The organism is Pseudonocardia halophobica (assembly GCF_027922425.1).
GTDB lineage: Bacteria > Actinomycetota > Actinomycetes > Mycobacteriales > Pseudonocardiaceae > Pseudonocardia > Pseudonocardia halophobica.
Map to the genome: position 1 here is coordinate 1 of NZ_BSFQ01000077.1, position 6,869 is coordinate 6,869.

At 75.9% G+C, this 6,869-nt stretch carries 5 protein-coding genes; 4 read left to right on the forward strand and 1 reads right to left on the reverse strand.

Annotation, left to right across the window (positions count from 1 at the left end):
- The 3 genes from PKE99_RS37010 to PKE99_RS37020 all read left to right on the forward strand — a co-directional run.
- The coding region (locus PKE99_RS37010) for a helix-turn-helix transcriptional regulator (RefSeq protein ID WP_271214980.1) at positions 1–1,694 on the forward strand (1,694 nt) is incomplete at its 5' end.
- Positions 1,695–1,739: 45 nt separating this feature from the next.
- Positions 1,740–3,308, forward strand: a complete 1,569-nt coding sequence (locus PKE99_RS37015; protein WP_037051893.1) for an FAD-dependent monooxygenase — start codon at positions 1,740–1,742, stop codon at positions 3,306–3,308.
- 52 nt (positions 3,309–3,360) lie between these two features.
- Complete coding sequence (locus PKE99_RS37020; RefSeq protein ID WP_063739865.1) at positions 3,361–4,617, forward strand: MFS transporter; 1,257 nt, start codon at positions 3,361–3,363, stop codon at positions 4,615–4,617.
- Here PKE99_RS37020 and PKE99_RS37025 read toward each other — a convergent pair.
- A complete protein-coding gene (locus PKE99_RS37025) occupies positions 4,590–6,212 on the reverse strand; it encodes a flavin-containing monooxygenase (protein WP_051738112.1) in 1,623 nt (540 codons plus the stop codon). The genes PKE99_RS37020 and PKE99_RS37025 overlap by 28 nt on opposite strands.
- A gap of 154 nt (positions 6,213–6,366) precedes the next feature.
- Here PKE99_RS37025 and PKE99_RS37030 point away from each other — a divergent pair, with 154 nt between their 5' ends.
- A complete protein-coding gene (locus PKE99_RS37030; RefSeq protein ID WP_037051892.1) occupies positions 6,367–6,780 on the forward strand; it encodes a hypothetical protein in 414 nt (137 codons plus the stop codon).
- The last annotated feature ends 89 nt before the right edge of the window (positions 6,781–6,869 follow it).

Here is a 6,869-nt window from a genome sequence, read left to right on the forward strand (position 1 = left end):
GGGTCATGGCGAAGTTCGGCGGGGCCGGCCCGGCCACGGCGGAGCTGTTCGCCGAGGCCGGGCGGTCCGACCGCGCCGCCGCGCTCTATCTGCGTGAGGCGCGGACCGAGGCCGCCCGGGGCGCGCTGCGCGCGGCCGCCGACCACCTCGACGCGGCCGAGCGCGCCGGTCCCGGCCCGCCGCTCGACGCCGAGGTGCTGCGGGAGCGCATCCGGGTGCTCACCCTGACCGGGCGCGCCCACGAGGCGCTCGACCTCGGCGCGGCCCGGCTGCCCGGCGTCACGGGCGACCGGCACGCCGACCTGTGCCTCGACCTCGCGCGCACCGCCGTCGTCGCGGGGCAGTGGGCCACCGCGGACGACTACGTCGAGCGGGCCGGACGGCCCGCCGACCCGCGCTCGACGGTCCTGCGTGCCGACGCCGCGTTCGGCGCCGGCCGGGTCGACGAGGCCGCGGACCTCGCCGCCCGGGCGATCGCACAGTCGGAGGCGGCGGACGCCCCGGAGAGCCTGTGCGAGGCGCTCGGCGTGCTCGCCCGCACCCACTGGCGCACCGACCTGGCCGCCACCAGCGCGGCCTTCCGCCGCGCCGCGCAGGTCGCCGCCGAGCACGGACTGGTGCCCTGGCGGGTCGCCGCGTTGTTCGGCGCGGGGATGATGGAGGCGCTCGACGCGGACGAGGCGCCCACCCTCGCGCTCGCCTGCACCCTCGCGCGGGACGCCGGGATGCTCGGCCAGCTGGCGTCGGCGGAGATCATCCTGGCCGACACCGCGCTGATGACCGAGGGGCCGGACGCCGCCGAGGTGTACTCCCGGCGCGCCCTCGACGCTGCGGTCCGGCTACGGCTGCCCGCGCTCACCGACATCGCCCGGATCCAGACCGCGGTGTGCCTGGCCGCCGCCGGCGACCCCGTCGGGGCCGAGGCGCTCGTCGCCGCGGTCCCCGAACCGAGCCCGGGGAACCGGGCGCTGACCTCCCTGGCCCGGGGCGTGGGTGCGCTGGTCGAGCACGACCTGCCCCGCGCCGCCCGCGAGTTCGACTCCGAGATCGACGTCGTGCTGGAGGATCGCGCAACCCCCCTGCTCGCCCCGGTCGGCGCCTGGCTGCTGGTCCACGCCGTGCTCGACGGCGGCGAGCGGGCGCGCGCGCAGCTGACCACCCATCCGCCCGGGCTGTCCCGGTCGATCCACGCCACGCTCGCCTACGCCGACGCGGTCGCCGCCGGGCGTGCCGGGCGGGCGGCGGAGGCGGCGGAGGCCCGCGCCCGCGGCGACGAGCTGCTCGGGCGGCGGGCGTGGTGGCGGCGCCTGCTCCACCCGATGGTGCTCGAGTGCGCGGTGCGGGACGGCTGGGACGACCCCGTCCCCCTCCTGCGCGCCGATCTCGCCGCGCACGAGGCGACCGGTGCGGAGCTGCAGGCCCGCACCTGCCGCGACCTGCTGCGGGCCGCCGGCGCGCCCACCCGCGGCCGGCACGGGACGACGGTGCCGGCCGCGCTGCGGGAGAAGGGCGTGACCCGCCGCGAGTACGAGGTGCTGGCGCTGGTCGGGCGCGGGCTCACCAACCCCGAGATCGCCCGGCGGCTGGTGCTGTCCCGCCGGACCGTGGAGACGCACGTCGCGAACCTGCTGGCCAAGACCGGGGCGGCCCGGCGCACGGAGCTGCACCGGTGGGTCGGCGGCGAAACTCCGTAGTCCTCACGGATCCGGCGGGCGCCGCCGCGGCGGACAGTTCCGGCCATGCAGACGAACCCCAGCCCGATCGAGACCGACGTCCTGGTGGTCGGGGCCGGCCCCGCCGGGCTCGCCACGGCCCTGGCCGCCGTGACGCACGGGGCGCGCGTCCTCGTCGTCGAGCGCCGCGGCACCACCTCGACAATCCCGCGCGCCACCGGCGTGAGCACCCGGACCATGGAGATCCTGCGCGAGTGGGGCCTCACCGACGCGGTGCTGGCCGGCGCGATCGGCGACGTCCCGCCCCGGATCGCGGTCGCCGACACCCTCGCCGGTCCCGTCCGCGAGTACCGCGACGTCGGGTACCCCTCGCGGCGCGAGGCGCTGCGGGCCAGCCCGACGCACCCGCTGCTGTGCCCGCAGGACCACCTGGAACCGCTGCTCGTCGCGGAGCTGCGCCGCCGCGGGGGCGAGGTCCGCTTCGACAGCGCGCTCATCGACCTGACCGTCGCGGACGGGGTCGAGGCGCGGCTGGCCGGGGGGGAGCGGGTGCGGGCCCGGTTCGTCGTCGGGGCCGACGGCCCGCGAAGCAGGGTCCGCTCCGCGCTCGGCATCGGCCTGCGGGACCTGGGCACCCTCGGCGACTACGCCCAGGTGCTGTTCCGCCCGGACGCGGCGTCGGGGGTCGAGGCGCTCTTCGCCCGCGAACCGAACGTGCTGTGGAGCATCGAGCACCCGGAGGCGGCCGGGGTGCTCCTGCCGGTGGGCGGGGGCCGCTGGTGCTACGCCAGGCAGCTCCAGGACGGCCGTGACTGCACCGGCGCCGAGGGCATCGCGTCCTACACCCCGGAGTTCTGGCGGTGGCTGGTGCGCACGGCGACCGGCCTGCCCGACCTCGAGCCGCAGCTGCTGGGCATGCAGGTCTTCACCATGGCCGCCGCGGTCGCCACGGCGGTACGCTCCGGCCCCGGGTTCCTCGTCGGCGACGCCGCGCACCGGATGACCCCGGTCGGCGGCAACGGCATGAACACCGCGATCCACGACGGCCACGAGCTGGGCTGGCGGCTGGGCTGGACGGTCCGCGGCTGGGCGGGTCCGGCGCTGCTCGACTCGTACGTCGAGGAGCGCGAGCCGATCGGCCGGGCGCGGGCGCTGCGCTCGCTGCGCCCCGGCGGCACCGACCCGATCGACGGGCTGGCCGGCGACCTCGGGACGGCCTACCGGTCCTGCACCGTCGCCACCGGGCCCGCCGACGGGGAGCTGCATCTCGGGACCGGGACCGCGCGGCCCGGCGAGCGCCTCCCGCACGTCTGGGTCCGGACCGACGGCGGCCGCCGGGCCGTCCTCGACCTGCTCGGCCCCGGGTTCACCCTGTTCACTGGCGCGATGGACGCCGACTGGCGCACCGCGGCCGCACACCTGCCGGTGCCGGTCGAGGTCCCGGCGGTCGGCGACCGGGTCGCCCGCCGCTGCGGGCTGGGGCCGCGCTCGGCCCTGCTGGTGCGGCCGGACGGCGTGATCGCCTGGCGGCACGACGCCGGCGCGCGGGAGACCGCGGCCGACCACGCCCGGGCGCTGGCCCGGGCCGTCGGGACGGCCGTGGGTCTGGAGCCCGCCGTGGCCTCCGCCGCCTGACGGGGGCGGACGCCCGGCGGTGTCCCCGGTGCGTTCCGTACGCTGCACGGTGATGGCGAGCGGCACGACCGGGGAGACCGGCACGACGGGTGGGGCGGCGGGTGGGGCACCGGCACCGGGGCGGACGGAGCGGCGGGCGCGGATCGCGGTTGCCGCGGTCTTCCTCACCAACGGGGCGGTGTTCGCGAACCTGCTCCCCCGCTACCCCGAGATCAAGGCCTCGCTGGAGCTGAGCAACGCCCAGCTGGGCACCGCCGTGGCGGCCTTCCCGTTCGGGGCCCTCCTGGCCGGGTTGACCGCATCGACGCTGGTCCGGCGGTTCCGCTCGTCGCGGGTGGCAACCTTCGGCATGGTCGTGGTGGCCGTCGGCATCCTGCTCGCCGGGCTGGCCCCGAACTGGGGCCTGCTGGCCGGGGCGCTGTTCGTGGCAGGGGCCGCGGACGCGGTGGTCGACGTCGGGCAGAACGCGCACGCCCTGCGCGTCCAGCGCCGCTACGGCCGCTCGATCTTCAACTCCTTCCACGCCACGTGGAGCGCCGGATCGGTGCTGGGCGGGCTGATGGGCTCCGCCGCCGCCGGGCTGGCGCTCCCCCTCGGCCTGCACCTGGGCGTCTCGGCCGGGATCTTCGTGACGGTCGCGATGGTCGCGTACCGCTTCCTGCTGCCCGGCCCGGAGGACTCCGAGCGCGAACCCACCGCGTCGCCGGCGCGCGTGCGCTCCCGCGCCGGCGGGCGCGCCCTGTTGGTCGTGCTGGTCCTCGGCGTGATCGCGTCGGCCGGCGCCCTGGTCGAGGACTCCGGCGCCTCCTGGGCGGCCGTCTACCTGTCCGGCAGCCTCGGCGCGGCCGCGGCGGTCGCCGGCCTCGGGTTCGTGGCCCTGCAGGCGCTGGAGTTCCTGGGCCGGGTGGTCGGTGACCGGCTGGTCGACCGGTTCGGGCAGCGGGCGGTGGCGCGGGCCGGGGCGGCGATCGTGGTCGTCGCGATGGGGCTGGCCCTGGCCTTCCCGACGGTCCCGGGCACCATCGTCGGGTTCGGCCTGGCCGGGCTCGGGGTGGCGACGCTGATCCCCGCCGCCATGCACGCCGCCGACGAGCTGCCGGGGCTGCCCACCGGGGCCGGCCTGACGGTCGTCAGCTGGCTGCTGCGGGTCGGGTTCCTGGTGGCGCCGCCCGTCGTCGGGCTGGTGGCCGACGCGACCTCGCTGCGGGCGGGCCTGCTCGTCGTACCGCTCGCCGGGCTGGTGATCCTCGCGGGCGCACAGGTGCTGCCCCGCCGCAGGACTCACGCGGAGAGCACGAAGCCCTCGTAACCCTTCTCCGCGACCTCCGCGCAGGTCTTCGCGTAGGTGGCCATCCCGCCCGCGTACGGCATGAACACCCGCGGCTTGCCCGGGACGTTCGCCCCCAGGTACCAGGACGTCGAGGCCTGCGGCAGCAGCGTCTGGTGCGCCACCTCGTTGACGTGCGCCACCCAGGCCCGCTCGGCCTCCTCCGTGGTCTCCATCCGCGAGACGCCCTTCTCCCGCAGGTGGACGAGGCAGTCCGCGATCCACTCCACGTGCTGCTCGATCGCCGTCGGCATGTTGCACAGCACCGACGGGCTGCCCGGCCCGGTGATCGTGAACAGGTTCGGGAAGCCGGCGACCTGCAGCCCGAGGTGCGTCACCGGGCCCGCCGCCCACTTGGTCCGCAGCGGGACCCCGCCCGCGCCGCGGATGTCGAAGCCGAGCAGCGGGCCGGTCATCGCGTCGAACCCGGTGGCGAAGATGATCACATCCAGCGGGTGCTCCTCCCCGGTCCGGATCCCGGCCGGGGTGATCTCGCGGATCGGGTCGGCGCGCACGTCGACCAGGGACACGTTCGTCCGGTTGTAGGCCTCGAAGTAGTCCGTGTCGATCGGCGGGCGCTTGGTGGCGAAGCCGTGGTCGCGCGGGGTCAGCTTCTCCGCCGTCGCGGGGTCCCGGACGACCGCCCGGATCTTGTCCCGGATGAAGTCCGACGCCGTGTCGTTGGCCTCCCGGCTGGTCAGCAGGTCGGCGAAGGACGCGCGGAACTTCAGGCTCCCCCGCTCCCACGCCTTCTCGTAGGTCGCGGTGCGCTCCGCCTCGTCCACCGCGAGCGCCGAGACCTCGCTGATCAGGAACGGGTGGCCGTTCGTCGACTCCCGCTGGATCCGCCGGATCTCGTCGTAGCGCGCCTTGACCTCGGCGCGCTCGGCGGCGGACACGGGGCCGTTGCGCGCGGGGATGCTGTAGTTCGCGGTGCGCTGGAAGACGGTCAGGTGGGCGGCCTCCTTCGCGACCACCGGCACCGCCTGGATCCCCGTCGAGCCGGTCCCGACGATCCCGACCCGCTTCCCGGCGAGGTCCACGCCCTCGTGCGGCCAGCGCCCGGTGTGGAACCACTCGCCGGCGAAGGTGTCCAGCCCGGGGATGTCCGGGACGTTGGCCGTCGACAGGCAGCCGACGGCCGTGACGAGGAACCGGCAGGTCAGCGTGCGGTCGGCCGTGCGCACCGCCCAGGTGGAGGTGGCGTCGTCGAAGGTCGCGGACTCGACCCGGGTGCCGAGGTCGATGTCCCGGTGGAGGTCGAACCGCTCGGCCACGTGCTCCAGGTAGGCGCGGATCTCGAAGTGCTCCGGGTAACGCTCGGTCCACTCCCACTCGTGCTGGAGCTCCTCGTCGAACGAGTACGAGTAGTAGTAGCTCTCGGAGTCGCAGCGCGCGCCCGGGTACCGGTTCCAGTACCACGTGCCGCCGACCCCGTCGCCCTGCTCGAGCACCCGCACCCGGAAGCCCTCCGAGCGCAGCCGCTGCAGGGCGTACAGGCCGGAGAACCCCGCGCCGATCACCACCACGTCGAGCTGCGTGTCCCGGTCGGTGTCCGGACCGTTGCGAAACGTCATCGTTCCCTCCCGCCACCCCACTCTGCGCGACACCGCCGTGATCCGCCAGATGCACCTGCCTCAACCCCGTGAGCGGCAACTGCCCCTAGAGGGGCAGTCGGCACTCACGACCCCGGCTGACCTGCGGTGATCTCCCACAGCGCCGCGACGACCGATGTGGGCGCACGGCGACGAGGTCCGCGCCCGGCGGCGGGACGACCTGCCGGTCGACCCGGTCACCGCGGGCGTGTTCGTGGCCACGACGGTCGCCCAGGTCGACGAGTTCGCCGAGCGCGGGCACGCCTGGTCGGAGATCGTCAACGAGTCGGTCATCGAGGCCGTCGACTCGCTGCTGCCCTCCATGCACGCCCGCGACGTGGCCTACATGGTCGACAACTGCTCGCGCACCGCGCGGCTCGGCACCCGCCGCTGGGGTCCGCGCTTCCAGGCCGCGTACGAGCAGATCGCCCTGCCCGCGCTCGACACCCCCGCGGACCCCGAGCTGGTGCAGGCCTTCCTCGACAACCCGGTGCACGAGGCGCTCGCCGCCGCGGCCGCGCTGCGCCCGAGCGTCGACATCTCCGTCTGAGATGTCATGGCCCTACCCCGGGCCGCCTTGAAGGATGAGAATCTGGGCGGGGTCGGCTGTGCTCGTTCGCGCTTGGTGCACGTGAACCC